The 18,657-nt window shown below is 49.5% G+C and carries 14 protein-coding genes and 1 pseudogene; 7 read left to right on the forward strand and 8 right to left on the reverse strand.

All coding sequences use genetic code 11. The annotated features are described in order from the left end of the window. Positions 1–46: 46 nt before the first annotated feature. From VIS94_08710 to VIS94_08740, 7 genes and pseudogenes are all read left to right on the forward strand, one after another. Positions 47–2,407 (forward strand): hypothetical protein, encoded by a 2,361-nt coding sequence (locus tag VIS94_08710; protein HEY9161153.1) that lies wholly within the window; start codon positions 47–49, stop codon positions 2,405–2,407. Further along, positions 2,404–3,441, forward strand: coding sequence for a phosphatidylserine decarboxylase (locus VIS94_08715; GenBank protein ID HEY9161154.1), 1,038 nt, complete (start codon positions 2,404–2,406; stop codon positions 3,439–3,441). The genes VIS94_08710 and VIS94_08715 overlap by 4 nt, the downstream gene beginning before the upstream one ends. Further along, positions 3,411–3,614 (forward strand): hypothetical protein, encoded by a 204-nt coding sequence (locus tag VIS94_08720; GenBank protein HEY9161155.1) that lies wholly within the window; start codon positions 3,411–3,413, stop codon positions 3,612–3,614. The genes VIS94_08715 and VIS94_08720 overlap by 31 nt, the downstream gene beginning before the upstream one ends. Positions 3,615–3,622: 8 nt before the next feature. Then, a pseudogene (locus VIS94_08725) lies at positions 3,623–4,310 on the forward strand (IS1595 family transposase). 24 nt (positions 4,311–4,334) lie between these two features. After that, complete coding sequence (locus VIS94_08730) at positions 4,335–5,195, forward strand: prolipoprotein diacylglyceryl transferase family protein (GenBank protein ID HEY9161156.1); 861 nt, start codon at positions 4,335–4,337, stop codon at positions 5,193–5,195. Between the two features lie 133 nt (positions 5,196–5,328). Beyond that, a complete protein-coding gene (locus tag VIS94_08735) occupies positions 5,329–7,548 on the forward strand; it encodes a CehA/McbA family metallohydrolase (protein ID HEY9161157.1) in 2,220 nt (739 codons plus the stop codon). Positions 7,549–7,693: 145 nt separating this feature from the next. Further along, the gene (locus VIS94_08740; GenBank protein HEY9161158.1) at positions 7,694–9,238 is read left to right on the forward strand and encodes an exo-alpha-sialidase; all 1,545 of its coding nucleotides are present in this window, start codon (positions 7,694–7,696) and stop codon (positions 9,236–9,238) included. Between the two features lie 36 nt (positions 9,239–9,274). On the opposite strand, the gene VIS94_08745 is transcribed toward VIS94_08740, so the two are convergent. From VIS94_08745 to VIS94_08780, 8 genes are all read right to left on the reverse strand, one after another. After that, complete coding sequence (locus VIS94_08745) at positions 9,275–9,799, reverse strand: hypothetical protein (protein HEY9161159.1); 525 nt, start codon at positions 9,797–9,799, stop codon at positions 9,275–9,277. 170 nt (positions 9,800–9,969) lie between these two features. Beyond that, positions 9,970–10,197, reverse strand: coding sequence for a helix-turn-helix transcriptional regulator (locus VIS94_08750; GenBank protein ID HEY9161160.1), 228 nt, complete (start codon positions 10,195–10,197; stop codon positions 9,970–9,972). 11 nt (positions 10,198–10,208) lie between these two features. After that, on the reverse strand, positions 10,209–10,745 hold the full coding sequence (locus tag VIS94_08755; protein ID HEY9161161.1) for a DUF2975 domain-containing protein: 537 nt from the start codon (positions 10,743–10,745) through the stop codon (positions 10,209–10,211). Positions 10,746–11,406: 661 nt separating this feature from the next. After that, entirely contained in the window at positions 11,407–12,498 is a 1,092-nt protein-coding gene (locus VIS94_08760; protein HEY9161162.1) for a serine protease, read from the reverse strand. Between the two features lie 331 nt (positions 12,499–12,829). After that, the gene (locus VIS94_08765) at positions 12,830–15,307 is read right to left on the reverse strand and encodes a hypothetical protein (GenBank protein ID HEY9161163.1); all 2,478 of its coding nucleotides are present in this window, start codon (positions 15,305–15,307) and stop codon (positions 12,830–12,832) included. Positions 15,308–15,314: 7 nt separating this feature from the next. Then, positions 15,315–16,526, reverse strand: a complete 1,212-nt coding sequence (locus tag VIS94_08770) for an alcohol dehydrogenase catalytic domain-containing protein (protein ID HEY9161164.1) — start codon at positions 16,524–16,526, stop codon at positions 15,315–15,317. Positions 16,527–16,529: 3 nt separating this feature from the next. After that, entirely contained in the window at positions 16,530–18,203 is a 1,674-nt protein-coding gene (locus tag VIS94_08775) for a thiamine pyrophosphate-binding protein (GenBank protein HEY9161165.1), read from the reverse strand. Positions 18,204–18,265: 62 nt separating this feature from the next. Further along, positions 18,266–18,619, reverse strand: a complete 354-nt coding sequence (locus VIS94_08780; protein ID HEY9161166.1) for a hypothetical protein — start codon at positions 18,617–18,619, stop codon at positions 18,266–18,268. Between the last annotated feature and the right edge of the window lie 38 nt (positions 18,620–18,657).

The following is an 18,657-nucleotide window of genomic DNA, read 5'->3' on the forward strand; positions in this document are numbered from 1 at the left end:
TTCACAATTAATCTCTATATTTCTTCCAAGACAAAAGGAGGAACATGTGACGACAATTCCGTTTGCCGAAGATAATTCTTACATCGGTTCACAAGGTTATCTGTCCAGATTGAATGAGATTTTGAACGACGCCGGCGGCTGCATAATCCCTTTCGGCCCGGAAGATGCCACCACTGGCGTGGAAAACGAATTCCAGACCGCAGTGGAGGGCGGTGTCTCAAATTGCGACCTGCCGCTTACCATAAGCTCGTCGAAATACTACAGATCACTCAAGAAACGCGTCAAATCGGGCGAGATGTCGAAAACTACAGCCTCGGAAATCGACAGGTATATAAGCAACAACAGCTCAGGCGTATGGGAAAACAGCTGGGTAAGGATCGACATCGGCAGGCTCGGAAATCATGCGAGAATGGTGCTTGACTCCGACATGAAGGCCTTGCGGGGCGATCCTTCTTCTCCGCTGCGTTCCGACATCGGCAGCTTCATGCTGAAGGAAAACGGCCGTGACATACTAAGGGTGCCCGTAAGCTATATGCTGAAGCTCTGTCTTGCGGATGCCGCATGGGCTGCAGGCGAGAACTCCGTGGCAAGACATGCGGGAATACGCGCCCTCTTGTGTTTTGTCAATGACAACACCTCACCCGAGGTGTCTTCCTTTTTTCCCGTAAAACTTTCAAACGTCCCTCCAGCCGGAGGATCGAGCGCCAGCGAAACGCTTCTGAGATTTTTGCTTATCCAGGCGCTTGCGGCCTATGCTAATACCGCATACGGCCTCAGAGAATCCGGCCAGGAGGTCAAGATATATTTCTCCCCCCACCCGCCCGAAAGGCAGAAAAAGCTCAACGAAGCGGTCTCCGACTATTTCTACCGCGAGCTTTTCATGAATCCCTGCCTTTCGGGCTGGGACAGGGGAGAGGATAAATACGCATACATGAACCTCTGCCATAAAGTCCTGTCCAGGAGCCATTTGACGGCCGCAAGCAAACTGAAGGACGCGGGTGTCATAAGTGACAGACACATCCTCGTGCCGAATCTGTCCAACATAAGCCTTGCGAACAACGGGACGCACATAAGCCTCGGAAGCTCTCTAGTTACCGGCCTTCTTGAAGACGCATCGAGCGGATTCTCCGGCCGGGACGAGAAATACACGGGGGACCTCGCAATAAAGATAGCCGAACACTTCCTTCCCCTTTTCACCGGGACATATACTGCCGATCCTTACAGACTTTCCTTTGCGGATTTTTATCCTGAAAATGCACTCGGATTCCTACCGCATGAGCTTGATTTCACCCATCTGAGGATGCTCTGGCGCAGATGGAGGAAAAAGGCGAACCTGCGTTTCATGGGAAAAGGGCTCACACCTTTCGGAAACAGGCGCATTGACGGATTCCTCGGAACCCTGCCGGGACTCGAAGGCGACTATGTCGATGATTTCAGACTGATAGACTACCCCGTATGCCTTTTGAGCACGGATGACGCGCCGGCCTTCAACGGCCTGGAGGGAAGCACTGAAAGGCTGAAGGCCGAACTCGAACTTCAGGGCGTGTTTGATTCGAAGATGTCACTTTATCTTTTCTACCGGCTCAGACGGGCTCACGTTAACGGGTTTGCAGGCTTTGAAGCCAGGCATTATTCGCTCTTTTTCTCCATAATCGACGACATGGCCCAGGCCGTCAGCCTGCAGTGCCTGATAACGGCTCTTGCCATGCGCTACGTGCTCTCCGGATACATAACACACAGAGACATCCCGGATGTTCCCTTTGTCGAAAGCGAGAGGAGGCAGATCGTATTCGGAGCGGCAATCGGAATCCCTACGTTTTTCATAAGGAAGGACTCACCCAACAAACTTATCCGGAGGATCGTTGCGGAAACCAGGAAAATAAGGATGAGCGCAAGGTATCCCGGCTATATAAGAGTGCCTGCAGCCGAATACATGAAGGCCCTTATGGGCATTATCTGGAAAGATGCGCCTGATCTCATTGAAGGATTCAAAATGACAGAGACGATGAAGGATCTTGCCCTCAGGATAGAGAATCCTTTCATGTTTTCGTGCGCCTCCAGGCTTAAGAACGGTATCCTCCGGTTTGCCGGGGTGATCTCTCCGTTCGACCTTACGGCAGAAGAGTTCAATCTCACAGCGGAAAGATATTACAGGGACGTCTTGAGGCTGAAACACATCGATGAGGCCATCCTTGTCGCGGAAAAGGTTTTTCTGAGAATGCACAGGGACGAATGCTGGCGTGAAACATCAAGCCTGCTGTACGGCGCGAATGCATGGCCCTCCATGATTTCACTGATGCAAAGCGAACTCAAGAGGCCCGAAAGGCTTCAGGCCCGGTCGGTTACGAATATGATACACGCGATTCTTAACGCAATAGAATATTTAAGGAGGACAGAAGGAATATGATACACCAGTATATCGAAAGAAACACAGGCAGGATTGTCAACGAAAGGATTTTCGGCGACGGTATTATCGGGCGCGTTTTCAGCCCCTTGATCGAAGATTCGACGGCGGCCTACCGTGCGATCACCTCAAAAAGAATAAGCGGGTTTCTCTCCTGGGCCGCCTTTGATTCGGTCCTCGGATCGAGGATGACAGGGGCCGCAAGATTCCTCAGGGAGTCCGGAATCGACCTGGCCGAATGCATCGACCCGCCGCAGATGCTCGATACACCCAGGAAGATATTCGAGAGAAAAATAAGATACTGGGATGCCAGACCCATGCCGGAAGACCCGTTTATAATTGTTTCACCTGCGGACTCCAAGATGCTTGCCGGCTCTTTCAGGGAAGGTCCCGGCGTATTCCTGAAGGAAAAGCTTTTTTCATTCGAGGAGCTTGTCGGGCGAAGATACTGGCTCAAGCCCTTTTCATCGGGTGACTTTGCGGTATTCAGACTAACACCCGAAAAGTACCATTACACCCACTGCCCCGTCACCGGCATCGTCAGGGATTTTTACGAGATAGAAGGCCGCATGAACTCGTGCAACCCTGGGGTCGTGATGAGGATATCGAAGAGCTTTTCAAAAAACAGGCGTGTGGTTACCGTCATCGATACGGATGTGGAAGGGGGTACAGGCATCGGCCTTGTCGCCATGATAGAGATTGTAGCACTCATGGTCGGCAATATAAGGCAGGCCTATTCATCGAAGGAATATCTCTATCCAAGGGATATAATCAAGGGAATGCGGGTTGAGCGGGGTAAGCCCAAGGCCATGTTCATGCCGGGCAGTTCCACTGTAGTGCTCATGTTCGAGGAAGGCCGGATCAAGTTCCACGACGACATCCTGGCTAACATGCGCAGAAAGGCTTCCAGCAGGTATTCGGTGGGGTTCGGCGGATCGATCGTCGAGACCGAAGTCGCTGTCAGATCCGGTATAGCGGACAGAGTACAGCCTGAAGGGGATGGCAGATGGCGGAAATTTTATTCCTGGCTTTTCTGATCGCCTTCCCAGGCTTGATGTTTTTCTGGGGATTCAGAGTGCTGCCTCACGAGGACTGGCAGATCATGGCGACCGTGCCGGCGCACAAAACCGGAAGCGGCTGGCAGGGCGTCAACCTGTTATGGTATGGATTTTTGGTTCATGACAACTTTAGCACGGAGGATGTGTTATAAGTTGTTGTATGGACAGGAGAAACAGGTATTTTCAACGGGCGCACATTTCTGAGAGGAAATTCAAGGAAATTTTGCGGTATTTTTCTATGGATTTGGAAGCAACAAAAATAGCGGAACTAACAGGTATAAGCAGGAACAGTATTAATAAGATATTGAATGCACTGAGAATGAGAATAGCAGAAAATATGTGAGGAAGAATCTCCTTTCAAAGGAGAAGTTGAGGTTGATGAATCTTACTTTGGGGCAAAGAGAGTACGTGGGAAAAGAGGCCGTGGTGCAGGAGGTAAGACTATAGTGTTTGGTGTTCTTAAAAGACACGGGAAAGTGTATACCGAAATAGTACCTGACTGCTCCAGGAAGACTCTGCAAGGCATTATACAGGGCAAGATAGATATTGACAGTACGATACATAGTGACAATTTCAAGGCCTATAATGGCCTGGTGGATTTGGGGTATAAGAAGCATTACAGAGTGAATCATGGAAAGGATGAGTTTGTTAACATCAAGTCACATATAAACGGTATAGAGAACTTTTGGGGTATAGCCAAGATGAGGTTGTCAAAGTTTCGGGGATTGAACAAGAACACATTTTATCTTCATCTGAAAGAAACAGAATTCAGGTTCAATCACCGCAATCAAAACCTGTACAAACTCACCTTGAAAATGTTACTTAATGAACCCCTAAAGTTGTCATGAACCGGATTTTTTATCTCCACATCAATGGTATTCGGAATGGCTGTAGCTTATGTTCTGCTTCGGTCATTAAAAGTTCCCGTTTTTTCCATAATGATTGCTTTTGCTTCGATAATTGTTTTATGCCTCCCCGCGGCTGCAATCGTTGCAAGAATAATAGAAGGAAAGAAGCATACATTCACTGTTGGCGGGGCATCTTTCATCGGAATTATTCTTGCTCCATGGATCTTTCTGGCCATAGACAGCTTCGAACCCATCAGGTTCAATGTTCCCGTGATGGCGGTTCTGGCTGCAATGTCCATCGGCTATGCCTTCGGGGAAGGCATGGGAAGACTTGCCTGCATAAGTTTCGGCTGCTGCTACGGCAAACCCTTGAAGGAATGTTCCGCACCGGTTAGAAAATTGTTCAGCAGGTTTCATTTCGTGTTTCACGGCGACACAAAGAAAATTGCATATTCGCAGGGCCTGGACGGACACCGGGTTGTACCTGTACAGGCTGTTACGGCGATCATCCTCAGTGTTACAGGAATTACCGGCACTATTATTTTTTTATCAGGGGCTTTTTCCTTGTCTTTTACCCTGACGGTTTGCACCACACAGATATGGCGCATACTTTCTGAATTCCTAAGGGCCGATTTCAGGGGTCACCAGAGGTTTTCCGCATATCAGGCAATGGCCGTCATTGCAGCTCTATCTTCGTTTGCAGTTTCACTTTTTCTAAAAAGCTATCCCGTACCGGTTGATATGAGCGCAGGGCTTTTATCATTATGGAGCCCCGGGGTGATAATACTCTTTCAGGCGGCATGGCTTGCATCGTTTCTTTATACCGGCAGAAGCACGGTCACCGGATCACGCATCCATTTTCATGTCATGAAGGACAGGATCTGAATACGAGAAGTACTTCCCTTATTTCATCCCTGAACGGTTCCCTTGACATGGATTTTTAACCTTATCTTCATAATGGCTTAACACTTCATATTTAACATCTTTCAAATTTTTTAAATATTCAGGAGGTAATATTATGCATTCTTCTATGAGGACTTTTCGGGGTATCGTTGCATTATTTGCCTTGGTGTTCATTACAGTAACCGGTTACGGTTGCGGCGGCGGAGGGAGTGACGGGATTGCGCTTATCGAAGAGGAATCTTCCGAACTTTCAGGCATGAGCATCTATTTCGGAAGCCTCAACGGCTCATCAGGCGCCTCCGGGTCACAGGGCGGAGATGACTACGCCGAGCAGTTCATCTCGGCAAGAAACAGCCTTATGGACTTTTATGCCATTACAGACAACAGTGATGAAATCAGCAGCAACGAGTGGGAAAGGCTGAAGACGGCATCGAAGACCTATACAAAGAACGGCTCGTTTGTCGCAATAAGGGGCTTCTGCTTCAATGACCCCCATTTCGGACATGCAAGTATAATCGGCACTGACGATTTCCTAACATATGAAGGATACGGGATGGGATCTCTCAGTATGCTCTATTCATGGATTGGCGATAATGCCGCACTTGCGCAGTTCAATCATCCGGGCGAGCAGAAAGGCGTATTCAATGACCTCGCCTGGTCTGAAGATGCTTCTCGCGGCATTTTTGCAATAGAAACAGCCAACAATGACTATTCCTGCGCGGATTTCAAATATTATCCTTATTATGTAACCGCACTCGACAAGGGATGGAAGGTTGCACCTTCGGCAAATCAGGAAAAGGCTTCGGCAGGGAAAATCAGCGTAAGGACTGCACTAATTGCGGAAAATTTATCACAGCCCGCTCTTCTGGATGCAATGAGGATGAGACGCATCTATGCTACTGATGACATCAATACAAGGATAATTTTCAAGTCCGGTAATGAATGGATGGGCTCTACGCTTTCGCCTTCAAAGGGTCAGGCCGAACTTGTCCTTATGGTGTCCGACGACGAGCCTGTCATAAGGCTTGAAATAATTACAAACAGGGGCATGGTGATCGCACTGAAGGAGATGTATGACTTTGCCGGCAATCTTGATACCACAGGCATTGAATATGTAAATTATATGGGCAGGGAATGGGTCAAATGGAAGGTAAGCGTATCATCTGCCCAGGGTTCTTACTATTTTGCCAGAATAACGGGAAAGAACACCCTGGATAGCGGCGGAAAAACCCAGGTCTCGATAACCGCACCCATATGGTTTGGCAATGTCGAACCTGCTTCCGGCGAATCGAAAACCCTGGCTCAAATCGAGCAGGAAATGCTCAACGGCAGCAAAATTTATTTCGGAAACATACACGGCCACTCGAACGTTTCAGATGGAGAGAATCCGCCAGAGACCGATTTCATTCTGGCCCAATACAGCCTCATGGATTTCTACGTGATTACCGACCATGACGCGCTTACCAGTGCCTCTGAATGGAAGACAAACGGTGAAGTGGCGGACCTTTACAACAAAGACGGCAGTTTCGTGGCGATGAGGGGCTTCGAGTGGAGTCATCCGGTGACGGGCCATATGTGCATCTACAACACGAGCGATTACACAACCTTTCTTGTCACGGGCCTGCTCAATGTAAACGACATATACAAGTGGATAGACAAGAGAGGAGCCCTTGCCCAATTCAACCATCCCGGAAGGGAAAGCGGTATATTCGGAGACCTCGCTCTTTATCATGATGCGGTAGATAACTTCTTCGGCATCGAGACCGGAAACAAGGACGTAGGCAACAATGATCTCGAATACTTCCCTTACTACATAACCGCACTCGACAAGGGATGGAAGGTTGCACCGACTTCAAACCTGGACAACCACACTCCGACAGCCAACAGCCACAGGACTGCCATGATAGCTGACGAACTGACGAGACAGGGACTTCTGGAGGCAATGAAGGCAAGGCGGATATATTCGACTGATGATCCGAACATAAGGCTTATACTCAAGTGCGGCGACACATTCATGGGTTCAAGCGCAGCAGCGACAAGCACAATGCAGGAAATCTCCTTGATGATATGCGATGACGAGCCGGTGACCAGGATTGAAATCATAACGAACGGAGGCGCGCTGGCCGCAGACAAATACGTCTATGACGCCCAGGGCAACTTCAATCCTGCAGGTATTCAATATGCCGAGTACAAGGACACACAATGGATCCTGTACAAGGTCTATGTTCCGGCAACTGCAGGTTCATACTACTTTGCCAGGGTGACAAGCAAAAACACGCTTGATGATGACGGAAAGATTCAGATGGCGGTAACAGCACCGCTCTGGTTTGAATGATTGTTAGGAATTTCTGTTTGATTATTATACCGGCTTTACGATACGGAAATATAAGATGATTTTTTCCGCGATAAAGATATGATATTTTTGCATTAAATCTTTGGTTTGGAGATCAGCGCAGTAAAGAAACTTATTGGGTGTGAAAATGACTGATTCAAATCACAACAGACTGAACATCATCATCAGGGTTTTGATTTTTATACTTTCCGTATTGTTCGCAGCAGTAGTCTATGTCTGGATAACATCCTTCGGCGGAGAATTTCTGATAATCGCGAGGAGAACATGGATACTCGCGATCTTCGCGGTCATGCTAGTGGCCGGTTCGTCCTTCGGGCTTCTAAGGGCTATGCAGAAAAAGGAACACCCTTCACCCTTTGTCATAAGGACAGTCTTTGCATTCATGAATCTCATTTCCGGAATAATCCTTTTCGTGATCTTCGGCTATCTGCTGCTCTGGGTCGTCGATTCCATGGACACTGTCGAACTAGCAGTCCTTTCGCTTCCATTCATTGGTTTCGGTCTTCTGCTCATCATCGACGGTGCGATCGCGCTCTTCTGTCTAAAAAAAGGCGGAGGAGGCGTGCCCGGCATGGTGATATCCGGATGCGCATTTCTCTTCCTGTTCGCCGCATTCGGGATAACGCTCCTTCTCTGGAACCCGGCCTATGCACCGAACATGGAGCATACGTGGCTCTTCAAAAAAGGCATGCCCGAAGGCAGGGGCTACCGCATACCTTCGATGCTCACAATGAAGGATGATCTCGGGCGTGATATTGTTATAGCCTTTGCTGAATCCCGCGCCGATGTAATGCTCGACTGGGGCGATATCGACCTGGTGATGCGCCGAAGTGTTGACGGCGGAAAAACATGGGGTTCGATACAGGTGCTGGTTGACGCGGGCGGACATACCGCCGGTAATCCCTGCCCTGTGTTTGACCGCGACACCAGGACGCTGTGGCTGCCGTACTGTATCGACAACAAAGAGGTCTGGATGATGAAGAGCACGGATTTCGGAAAGACCTTCTCAAAGCCGTTTCAGATAACGAAGGAACTCGGCCTCGAATTGAAATGCGACAGCTCTCCCCTGTGCATGGAATATGGCACAGGTCCCGGCACTGGCATTCAACTCAATAATTCCAGGCTCGTAGTACCCGCATATTTCTTCGGTCCGAGCATTAAAAGAGGCGCACATGTCATATACAGCGACGACCATGGAAAGACATGGCATAAGGGAAAAGACCTTGGCATCGGCGAAGAACCGCAGGCTTTCGTCATGGCGGACGGAACGCTTAACATGAACTGCCGCTATAAGCGCTGCCAGCCTAGACAGGTCGGTTTGAGCAGAGACGGCGGGAAGACATGGTTCAAACAGTATCCTGACAATGCCCTGATCGATGCCGAGACACAGGCATCCATCATCAGCCTGCCTGGAACGTCTGGAAATATCATTTTCAGCAACCCTGCAGGGTGCGCCAGAGGAAACATGACATTAAGGATGAGCCTCGATGATGGCGTGACCTGGCCTTTCAGCAGAGAAGTCTATAACGGGCCTTCATGCTATTCACAGCTCTGCACATTGCCGGACGGAGAAGTTCTGCTGCTGTTTGAAACCGGCAAATATGATTATCGAGAAGGATTAATGCTGGTAAGGTTTCCCCCCGGCTGGCTTAGAGAAGTCCTCAGGAAGTGACCTGGGTATTAACATTCTCTGCAGTGATTTCTATTTCTATCTCATTGATGGATGGCGCGGAAGCCAGGGATCAGTGGTTGAACTGGCTTTATTCTTTATGTTTGCATATGGCTCTTTTTCTTCATCATCCATCCCGGGTACGGGTTTTCTGATCCAGCCCGAATATCTGATTGCGGCACAACTGTTTTTTGAATCGATAACCTTCACATCAACATTTTTACTGAAGCTGCAAATTCTATTGCCATCCGGCCTGTCCAGAATATCGAACGGTTTTGACATGTGATAGTCTTTTAATGAAATGGAACCCAGACCGGCAACATATCCGTCCACCTGGATTTTCAGGTATCCTTCCTTTTCGTCAAGCACCTTTACAAAGGCATTTTCATATACAATTCCCTGCTCGTCTCCCTTGGGTTCTGTAAATATCCTGGTATTTTCTCCCAGCATCAGCATGTACCCGGAAAAGGGGACATCCGGTTGGGTTTGGGAATAAGCCCTGTCCGAGGCAGACAGGAAACATATAAGAATACCGGTAAAAACACTTAGCGATCTTTTCATCATATGCTCAGCCGCCTGATATTATTAATGAAGGTCAGAATGAATATCTAATATGCCTTGATACCTGTTTATGCAAGTCTCAAAGCATCTATCCCATATGTGGTTTATCAGACGCTTGCTTATGTTTGTCATTTGTAGGAGGCTGACCCCTCAGGTTTTCTGTGTGCTCCCGGTTAGCCTGCCCCCTTCACCGGATCATCTTCGACAAACTCAAGCAAGTCGCCGGGCTGGCATTTTAGATGTCTGCAGATAGCATCCAATGTGCCCAGCCTTATGGCCTTAGCCTTGCCTGTCTTTAAAATCGAGAGGTTCTGCTCAGTAATGCCTATGACTTGCGCCAGCTCATTTGACCTCATCTTTCGCCTGGCAAGCATCACATCGAGGTTTATTACGATAGCCATGCCCGCTGCCTCTAAACGGTAAGCTGCTGCTCTTCATAGAGCACCCGCCCTTCATCCATGACCCAGGCTATGAGCACGACCACTATACCGATGAGAAGTATTTTGATGTCATCCGAGCTTAGTCCCAGGCGGATTATGCGTTGTCCCGGGGGGTTGTGAAGCGTGAGCGCCATGCTCATCAACGGCTGCTGGACAATCCCTGCGGCAAACAGCCATAGGATCAACCTGCCCAGAGAGCGCAGACACTTGACCGAGCCTTCGGTAAATATCTCAGCCTTCTCATAAAGGCTGAACAGCCTGATCAGAAAATATACACAGGCCATTGCCACTCCGGAGGTTATGAAGCTCGCCGCAAGCGCCGTGAGCCTGGCGCTCAGCGGAAGGTTCTGCTGGACCGCAACCGGCAGATCATTGGGGATCATATCCTTGGGCAGTTGATTGAAAAATACCCAGAAAAGTATCTGGATAACGGGAATTAGAACAAGAACTACAGTAAAAATGACTCTCAACCTTTTGCTCAATGTTTGTACGCGCTCTATGGCATTCATATTCTCACCTCCAGTAATAATTATTATATATCATTTATTATTTATCGTTTGTCAATAAAAAAATGTCGGTATACAATTAAATTACAATTTCATGTTCTACGGGGTAAGGCTATTTGTTTTGATACCTTTTGTTCTCTCTTTCCTGTTTGAATTTTGGCCTGATGTTAAGATCGGTCGGTTAGAAACTGAAGGGGTCAGCTCCGGACAATTGACAAATTATATTTCATTTCCGGTTTCCGCCCAGTTCGTCAAAATCTGCAATGTCTTTACAAATTCAACTTTCTCATCTGTGAGATATTTCAAGAACTCTTCGAAGTCTTTGTGGATATTCTTAATGGGCTACCTTAGCCGTCTCAATTCTCAAATCTTCGACCAGGGACACCCGCTGACACCCTGAGAGCTTTTTTAAATAATCGACAGATTTTTTAGAATCATTTTTTTTTAAGATTTTGAGCGTCCTTTCCATAAAGCAACCATATCTCAAATAGCCATCCTTGAAAAACTTGATTTTAACGAAAAGCGTGAAATGTTGCTAATGCGGAACTTGAGGGAATGTTCATGATTTAATGATAAAGCATTTCATATTTTCATCAGCGTCCGTGGTAGGCCCAGGGGCTGAATGAAACTTAGCGGGACATTCATGATTTAATGATAAAGCAATTCATTTTGAAACTGCTTCAATCATAACGGTAGCTTGTTTCGCTTTTTCAATTGCTGCTTCCCTTGATAATGATTTTTGTTGCTCTTCCGGCAAATCCAATAACGGCCTAATATAGTCAGATTTAACTGCCCAGTTAACATTTTGAGGTAAGGTTCCAGATTCCTTCATAAATGGCATAATTGCTGCGGAAGAACTTATTATCCCAACAACCTGTCCTTTTTCGTTTATGAGTGCTCCACCAGAATTACCAGGCTGCACAGGAACAGTAATTTGAAAAAATGAAGCTGCATCTTGCAATCCGCTTAATGAACTAATAACACCTTCAGTATATTTAATTTCCTGCCCTAATATCGAAGATAATGGATATCCAACGGTAAACACCCTGTCTCCTGTCTTTGCAGACCTCATGGGGGCAATAGGCAAATATATTGGAGTTGGTTTTTCCACTTTCAAGATTGCAATATCGTTTATTGGATCAGACTGATATATTTTTGCTTCCATGGCTGTTGATCCAAAGTGGACTTTTATTTCTTTTGCGTTATCTACAACATGATTTGCAGTGGCAATGAAACCCTGATTTGAAATTGTAAAGCCAGTTCCAGTAATGATTGTTTGACCTGTGCTGCTAGCTGCTGGTTCGGAATTTTTTGGTACAGGGGCCAGCACCATTGGATTTCCTATTCGCATCTCTGCATCTTCGAAATATGTGCCAATCAGAGTTCCTTCTTTATTGGATATGAGTTTAGCAATATATTTAACCCTGCCTCTGTATATAATAAGCAAACAAACTGTCTTTCCGCTTACAGTGCCTTTGATGGTATAGTAAGATGACAAGCTCCCATAGACTTGAGATTTGTCCTGTTGAAGGTTAGCAATTCCCCACCCCTCGTAGTAAGAGTTCATCAGAGAGATTACTGCTGATTGCCAAAAATTCGGTGGTGGGTTCAGTTGGTCATAGTAGCTTCCGCTGACATTAATCTCAGGTGGTGTTGTGATTTGTGCTTGAAGCCACTTATCTTCTTCTTGGGCAGGGATAAGCCCAGCACAACCCGTAAAAAGAAAAAACGTAAATACTACAATCAGTTTCTTCATAATTGAACCCACCTTACTCTATGACTTTGTCTTACTTCATATGTAAATACACGTTTTAGTCAAGTAGGTTCTGATTTTGACGCTTTCTTTTACAATTGATTAAATGATTTCCGGAAAGAAAAAGATGTTCCATTTTCGAAAATATCTAACAAGTCAGGCCCCACCAATTGACAATTGTATGTTGAATTTTGAAACTCCCCGACTACAGCGCGCCCTACTGACAGGGCGTCAGAACAAAGCATGTCAAGGAGCGACGATGTCGAAAGGTGAGGCATACTAAAGACGTATGCCGCAACCTTGAGACTAGGAGTGACGCAGAGATGCGAAGTTATCACGCCCTGTAATCCCAGTTCCTATGCGCCGGTATGCCTACCTTGGCTGAGCCAGATAGGATGATATACGGATAGCTGTACGCCATCGCATCATTTTTTATCTCTTCCGGCGGCATATCACCCGTAAACGGCGCTATCATGAGAGAGAACTTCTGCACCCGGCCGTTGTATGAAGGCGCATAAGGCTTGATGTGGTCCGCGGCAGAGGCATAAACAACGGCCAGCTTGCCCAGACCGGTCTTCGCTGTCGGATATTTCCACTGTCTGCCCCAGTAGCTGCCGAATGGGTTCATGAAAATCTTTGTTCTCCCCTGATCAAGTCTTGTACGCATTGGGCAGAAGGCAAAAGAGCTGGAGACGTCCGCGCTCTGCGCAAGAAGTACCCCGCTCCGCCTGTCCGAGACCGCAATCCAGGCGTTTGTTATATGGTTGTTGAACGAGTCGATTTCGGGGTTATTCGAGCATTCGCCGTAGTTCAGTTCATATGAGCTCACATGCCCGAAATAGTTGTGCTTTATAACCTTAAGGGGTTCACCTCGCCTGCCGTAAAGCGCAGGCGTTATCTCGCACGGCCTTACTTCCAGCCACCTTGCGTCCCAGGCCTGCTGAAGCCTTCGGGCCTTGCCTTTGTCATAGCCTTTATCCGAAGTCTTAGGATACCTGACCGTCATATTGAGGTAAATATATGGCAGGTTTGAAGCAAGAATTATCTCGCGCTCAAACTCCACATGCTTTAGCCCATCCGAATCGAATACAAGGCTTCCGGCCATCTTTTTTACGCCTATCACGCCGAGAGCGAGCGAGGATGATACGCTCCACGAGCTTACATCCAGGCGCTTTCCGTCATACGTGACGCCGCTGTTCATAAAGAGTCCCGGCGATATTTCTCTGCCCCCGGTCTTGATGCTATTTACATTTCCGAGGGCGTCAAAACCTATTTTAACAAGACCGTTGTCCATGCCGTCTTCTGTTACTGTTACGGGATTTTCAGGCGCCGGTGAAGATTTGCCTGTTGAAACCGTATATGATTTTTTCTCGAGTTTTTCCATGGACTCGATAAAATACAGGTGCCCGTCATGTAATGCTGCGGGTATGTCAGTGCCGCCGCAGGCAATCCCGCCGATATCACCGTTTACAGGAACTTTAATAAGGGCTTTTGACGGCCTGGGTTCATAGATCGTGGTCCTCATGGATATGCCCCTTAAATAATCCGAGATCATGAAGGTGTTATCATCAGGCCTCTGTACTTTTGCAGATGCTTCATTGAAGGCATCAGCGGCTGAGCTGACCGCAGTCCAGACAAGGCTGGAGGCGGTTCTCAGTCTGGTAACATTCATGACCGGTGCGGCCATGCCAAAGTGGGTAGTCGAAAGGGCCTTGATGCGGGCATCGAACGCTTCGGCAAGATATTTCCCGATTTTGCCGGGCATGCCCTCAAGCCCGGCCATTCCTGCAAGGTGCCTGGCCTGAAGCTCCAGAATCCTCGAGCGTTCAATGCCTGTCCAGAGCATGTGGTTGTCCCACTTTTCGGCCCAGCTTGAAAGCCCGTCAAAGCTCCCGTCCGCGGTATCCTGACCGAAAGAGATGCTGCCGGCTGCGGCATGCGTTTCGAGATAGCGCCCCGGCGTCGTGAATTCGACATAATCGAGAGGGCTTATGCTTCTCACTATGCCGTCAAGGCCCCGGGCCATGGCCATCAGGTTTTTCAACACGGGCACGTCGAAGCCGAACCAGAAATCGTCGTCCGCATCCATGTCGATTATAAGTAGAAGGTCTTTGGGCTCAAAAAGCGCGAGCTGCTTTTTCCTGAGCGACTTTATCCAGTTCTTCAAGCCCAGGTTGTCGATCAGGTCGCCCGCATTATAGCAGGGCAGAAGAGTCATACTGCCCTCGATGCCGGGATATGTGAGCTTAAGCGGGTTGTGCCTTTCGACAAGGGACAGCGGCGGAATGAAGGTGCTGAAGCAGTTGAACGGTATCGAGGAATAGAAAAGGCTGATGGTGTTGATCCCGTACTTCGGGTAAAGCCCGATGTGCGAAGGCGTATACATCATCTCCTGCGGCCTGACGATGGGTTTGACATTCTCGCCGAACAGGTCTTTAAGGCCCGAACCTTCAGGGTTCGTTACCGCACGGCCCATGGCCGCATCGAATTCAGCGGCGGTGCTGGCAGAGACGAGCCCGTTGTTGTAGGACATGTATTCTATCTCGTCCATGCCGGAAGCTACCCTGCGCTTGAATGCCTCGATAATGTCCGGGCAATGGGCTGGCATGATCTTCTCCAGTGAGAAATAGTTTTCAAAATCCCATGTGCCGCGTACGGCGATGCCTTCGGCATTCAGCTCATCAAGCGTTTTTATGGTGTTCCTGATGATGCGGATGTCCTTGCCGAATCCGAGTTCGTCCGGCGTATCGCCCCTGTATGAATGGTAAAAGTTGCCGTGGAATCTGAACGAAACGAATATCTTTGCAGGCATTCCCACCTCAGAATTTTATGGCCGTCTTCATAGCCCGGTTCTTCCCCTTTGACAGGTTGACCTCTATCATGTCGCGGTATTTTTCGATGGGGAATGTGTGCGTCAGCATATCCTGAACAAAGACCCTGCCATCCTTGATCAGGTCAAGCGCCATCTCGAAAACATGCTTGGGGCCGGTCTCGGTCATGATACTGCCATAGGCATATACGCCTTTTAAGGTCTGGAGCTTGAGCCATAAGGGCGTAGGGTCGAAGGTGACCTTGTTGCCTATGCCCACAAGGCTTACTGTCCCGCCCGCGGCCGTGGCAATCAGCGACGCCTGAAGGGTCGGCGAATGGCCCACGGTATCGTACACGCGCTCGAACCCGCCCTGGAGGATGCGCTGGCCGATCAGAGGCTTGTATGACCTTGCGCCGGTCACCTTTTCCGCGGTTTCCAGTATGCCTTCTGCGGTTACCATGTCGGCACCGGATTTTTGCACATATTCAGCTGCAAACGGCGCGGGTTCGATTACGGTGATATTGCAGGCGATGCCGAGCCCGCGTATGGCCTTGACTATCATCGCCCCTATTACACCGCCACCTATGACCAGAATCTTTTCGCCGTCAGCGGGCCTGTTGTCCAGCACGGCCTGCAGAGCCACGGCCAGGGGCTCGGTGAGCGTAGCGGATTCCGCGCTTACTCCTTCGGGAATACGGTGGATCTGGCTCCTGTGTGCAACCATATATTCTGCGAAACCGCCTCCCCTTTCCCTGCACATGCCCATGAACATCCCTGGGGGCAGGTTGCCCTCTGCAAGGTTCTCGCAATTTCCGGGGCGCCCTGCCCGGCATGCTCGGCATTCGGGCTTGATGCCGCGTATTTTGCAGCCCAGCATGGGTTCTACCGTTACGATGTCTCCTTTCCTGCAGACATTGACATCACCGCCCGCTTCAACGACCTCGCCGCAAAGCTCGTGGCCGATAACAGACGGGAACGAGGTAAAGGGAGAGGCCATCAGAGAATCCCTCAGGAACATGAGGTTGAGGTCGCTCCCGCAGAAACCGCAGAGCTTCACCTTTATCTTAGCCCATTCGGGCGACGGGATCGCAGGCTCGGGGACATCTTCAAGAGAAAGAAGAGAAAGCGGACTTTTATAGTAGAGATCCGGTTTCAGGCCGCCCAGTAGCTTCAGGCCGATAATCTTCGGTATGGAATCCCTGAAAACAAGCGCCTTCACGCCTCACCCCATCTTGAGCGACTGGTAGAAGAGAGGCGTTGCCGGACTCGTTGCTGTCGGATCGGTCATGACATTAATGCAGGCAGGCCTGCCCGACCTGAACGCACGCTCTATGGCGGGAATTATGTCCTCGTCTTTTGTAACGAACTCGCCGTAGCCGCCCAGTCCCTCGACCACTTTCTCGTAATGCCGCGCGCCCAGCTCCGAGCATATGAGGCGGTCGCTTCCTATGGACAGCTCCTGGCTGTGCTTTATCATGCCCCAGGCGCAGTCGTTGTTGACCACGCATACAATGGGTATGTTGTGACGGACGGCGGTATCGAACTCCATCGCGTTGAAGCCGAAGGAGCCGTCACCGTTCAACAGAACGACCTTCTTGTCGGGGTTGGCCACCTTGGCGCCTATTGCGAACGGTATGCCCGTACCGAGGCAGCCGAGCAGGCCCGAGGCTGTACCGATCACTCCGGCCTTGTTCGTAGACGTAAACCCCACCAGACCGAAATATACCGTATCGCCGCCGTCGGCCATGTAGATCGCGTCCTCGCCGACTGCCTTCTGTATCTGCGCCACGAGTCGTATGGGATGAATGGGGTCGGACGGGGCACCACGCAGTTTGAGTTCGCTTTCTATGAAGGCGTGGCTCGCCGCACGCAGGTCCGAAACCCACGAATCGTGGTTCTTCTTTTTTACGGTTCGCGCGAGCTGATCCAGGATCGAAGCCGCATCTCCCACGAGGCCGACATCGGCCTGGCGGTTTCGGTCGATCTCTATCGGATCGATATCGATACGCACGACCTTGACATCCGGCGGAATGACCTGGCCGGACTGGAGCAGCCAGTTGAAGCGCACCCCGGTTGCAACGAGGACATCGGCCTGGCCGAGGCCCAGCAGGAGCCCGGTATTCCCGACATCCCATATGGAAAGCGGATGATTGTCGGGCAGTTCGCCGCGCCCGAAGTTCATTATGATGAAAGGCATGCCTGTCCTGTCGATGAAGCGCCCCAAGGCGTCCCCTGCATTGCTGAACCTGAGGCCGCTTCCTCCCAGGAATAGGGGCCTCTTGGCCTTATCTATGATTTCGGCCGCTTCCCTTATAGCAGAATCATCAGGACGCACGGAAAACTTCCTCACCTTGTGCGGCGGCATGAACACGTCCTTGAGAGCAATCTTTACATTAAGGATATCGGGCGGAAGCTCCAGAAAGACTGGTCCAGGCCTGCCCTCCTCGGCATGCCTGAACGCCATGGCCAGGTATTCGGGAATGCGCTTCGTTTCGTAGCAGGTGGCGCACCATTTCACTACCGGCTTGACGATATCCAGCTGGTTCAATTCCTGCAGAGCGCCTTTAAGGTCATCCCTGAGAGGGTGCTTTCCGCACAGAACAACAAGAGGGGCGTTATCCAGGCATGCGTTTGCGATGCCGGTTATCGCGTTCGTGAATCCGGGGCCTGCCGTCACCAGACACACGCCGGTCTTGCCCGTATATAATGACCAGGCTTCCGCCATCATTGCCGCCGCCTGCTCATGGCGCACGTCGATGGTGCGAAGCCTGTATTCGGTAAAACCGTCCAGTATCTGTTCTATGTGTCCGCCGGAAAGCGCGAACACCGTATCTATATTTTCGATTTCCCTGAGATATTTGGCAACCAGATGGCCGCCCGGTATCATCTGTGTCATAATTTTCCTCCTGTATTGATTCTCAAGCTTTTCATCATTTCGATGCGCATTGATCAGCGGGATCATGTAAGCTTAACGCCGTCGTTGAACCACTGAATGTAGTAGGCCATGCCTTCAACCCTGATCTTGCCCTTGGCGGCGGCCTTGAACGTCGCCTTGTCGCTGCCGGAGATCATGACCCTGAGAGCGGTGGGGACATCCGACCATACAAGCGCCGCATCACAGGCATGATCGGCTCCTGAGCGCGAGGTCACCTTTCCCCTGTCGAAAATGAAAAGCCGCCCGCGTTTTCCGTCCGCGGTTTTAATAAGAATTTTCAGACGGATGGTTCCGATATAACCCTGAAATTGGGGATTTTTCCGTGAGGCAAACCAGAGTTTTAGATAAAGGACATATAAAAGCAATGAAAGGGGCATACTTTCCTCCTCTTTTTAGTAGTCTTGTCAAAGGCCGG

It is taken from the genome of Desulfomonilia bacterium (assembly GCA_036567785.1).
Lineage (GTDB): Bacteria > Desulfobacterota > Desulfomonilia > UBA1062 > UBA1062 > DATCTV01.